This is a genomic window from Sphingobium sp. ba1 (assembly GCF_000743655.1).
GTDB lineage: Bacteria > Pseudomonadota > Alphaproteobacteria > Sphingomonadales > Sphingomonadaceae > Sphingobium.
On the sequence record NZ_JPPQ01000069.1, the window covers coordinates 795916 to 798409 of the forward strand.

Here is a 2494-nt window from a genome sequence, read left to right on the forward strand (position 1 = left end):
GCGGTGCTATGGACCGTGCTGACGACGCGCGAATATGCGCCCGACCAGATGGCCCGTTTTTCGCGGGCAGATGACGAAACCGCCGGTCGGGCACCGGCAACCCGCGCCATACCTACCGGTGGAGCAGGCTGGATCGCAACAGGCGTCGCCATATTGGCGATCGTGTGGACATGGTCGCTGGAAAAGGAACTGTATCTGCTCGGCGCGTTGCTGGCCGCCTATGGCGTCGCGCGCCTCGTCGCCCGCTGGCTCCATGGTCAGGGTCGCAACGACAATCTGCTCAGCCATGTCGTCGGCGATTTCGCGTCCATGCCGCCGCTGATGAAGAAACTGGCGCTCGTCCAATTCTTCACCTGGTCCGCGTTGTTCATCATGTGGATCTATACCACGCCGGTCGTCGCCCAATATATGTTCGGATCGGCCGATCCCGCCAGCCCCGCCTATAATGCCGGGGCCAACTGGGTCGGCATATTGTTCGCGACCTATAATGGCGTCGCCGCTCTCGCCGCCCCCTTCCTGCTCCAACCGCTTGCCCGCCGCATCGGCCAGGCGAACACCCATGCCATCGCGCTGATGCTGGGCGCACTGGGCTTCTTGTCCTTCCTGTTCCTGCGCGACGCGCAACTGCTGCTGCTCTCGGAAGTCGCGATCGGCATCGCCTGGGCATCCACCCTCGCCATGCCCTATGCCATGCTGGCTTCGAGCGTGCCGCAGGCGAAGCTTGGCATCTACATGGGTCTGTTCAACGCCTTCGTCGTCATCCCGCAACTGCTGGTCGCCACCGTCATGGGCACCATCATGCGCCACGCCTTTCCGACCGAACCCATCTGGACCATGGCATTCGCCGCCGGCGTCATGCTGTTGGCGTCCGTGGCGACGCTACGCTGCCGTTAGACGGCGAACTTTCGCCATAGCGGCCTATGGCTGAATATGTCCGTCCTGAAACTATGATGTGCCTTACACGACTCGGCGGTCGATGTGATCGGTCTGCCGAATCGCAGACACAGCCCACAATGCCGATCCGCTACGCGCTGTCATCACTGACAACCTCGGCGCGACCGCGCCGATTAAAACCAATCCCATCAGTGCCAAACGGCATCAGGTCGAATGCTTCTTCAACAAGCTCAAGCGCTTCCGCCGCATCGCCAGTCGGATTGAAACGATGTGGATAAATCCAAGGTAGCTGTCGGCGGATCAAGGCAACTTCCTCAAAAGCTGCCTTGAATCAACCTACGCGATTTGGGAACCCCCTTTGTCAACCGCCTGTCTTATGACTTTGTGGTCCGTTCGGGTCAGGATGCGATGTCCGGTCCGGGGTGGCCACCCCGGACCGGACGGAAGGGGACGGATCGCAAAACCGCTGGTCGTGAAGGGACCGGGTTAGAGTAGGATCGCCCCTTTCTTTTTCATCAGGCCCGAACGGATACCGGGGCTTTTAAGGCCCGGATGACAAGCATGGGACAGCGAAAAAGATGAGCAACTCTCTACCACAAACCATCGGCATCGACATCTCCAAAGCGACGTTGGACTGCTATGTCCATCCCATCGGGATCGAGCGCCAGTTCCCCAACACCACCAAGGGCCACAAGACCCTGATCGCATGGGCCGGGCAATGGGAGGTCGAGCGGATCGCCTATGAGGCTACCGGCATCTACCACCGCGCGCTGGAGGTCGCGCTCGGCCATATGCCCTGCGTCAAGCTCAACCCGGAACGGGCAAGGCGCTTCGCCCAGGCGACGGGCACGCTCGCCAAGACCGATCGCATCGACGCCAGGCTGCTCGCCCGGATGGCGGCCACGTTGCAGCCGCCCGTCAGGTCCGCCCGAAGCCCGCAGCAGAACCAGTTGGCCGAACTCGTCAACGCCCGCGATGGTCTGGTGCGTGATCGCACCGCGCTCAAAAACCGCGAAAAGAACCTCACCGTCACGCTGCTTAAGCGCCAGTGCAGCCAACGGCTCGAACAGATCGCTCGCCACATCGCTGCGCTCGACGCTGAAATCGCGGCCGTCATTGCCGCAGATGAAAAGCTCGTCCGGCGCCACCACATTCTCACCAGCATCGCTGGCCTCGGCACACTCACCGCCAACCAGATCATCGCCACCATGCCCGAACTCGGATCGCTCGATAACAAGCAGGCTGCCTCGCTCGCCGGACTTGCCCCGGTCGCGCGCCAGTCCGGCCAATGGAAAGGCAAAAGCTTCATCCGCGGCGGTAGGGCCAATGTCCGACAGGCTCTCTACATGCCTGCTCTGGTCGCCGCCCGATTCAATCCAAACCTCAAGGCCAAATACCAGCAGCTCATCGCTGCCGGAAAACCCGCCAAAATCGCCATCACAGCCATCATGCGAAAGCTCATCGTCACCGCAAATGCGCTACTCAGGGCAGATCGTCTCTGGACCACAGCATGCGCTTGACCATCACGGATACTCTAAACACCTAGCCCGTCTTATTCACCGGCGGCATGGGATGGGGTTGGCGGACGTGGCGTAAGTTA

General features: G+C 61.3%; 1 protein-coding gene and 2 pseudogenes. All 3 read left to right on the forward strand.

The window, feature by feature from the left end; translation table 11 throughout:
* A pseudogene (locus tag IL54_RS06820) lies at nt 1–894 on the forward strand (MFS transporter); the annotation flags it as partial.
* 100 nt (nt 895–994) lie between these two features.
* Nucleotides 995–1183, forward strand: a pseudogene (locus tag IL54_RS25315) (IS5-like element ISLpl3 family transposase); the annotation flags it as partial.
* Between the two features lie 289 nt (nt 1184–1472).
* Nucleotides 1473–2414 (forward strand): IS110 family transposase, encoded by a 942-nt coding sequence (locus IL54_RS06825; RefSeq protein ID WP_037474244.1) that lies wholly within the window; start codon nt 1473–1475, stop codon nt 2412–2414.
* The last annotated feature ends 80 nt before the right edge of the window (nt 2415–2494 follow it).

Excerpts from the sequence above, each read along its gene's own strand:
- IL54_RS06825 (WP_037474244.1), top strand. The coding sequence starts at position 1,473 with ATGAGCAACTCTCTACCACAAACCATCGGCATCGACATCTCCAAAGCG.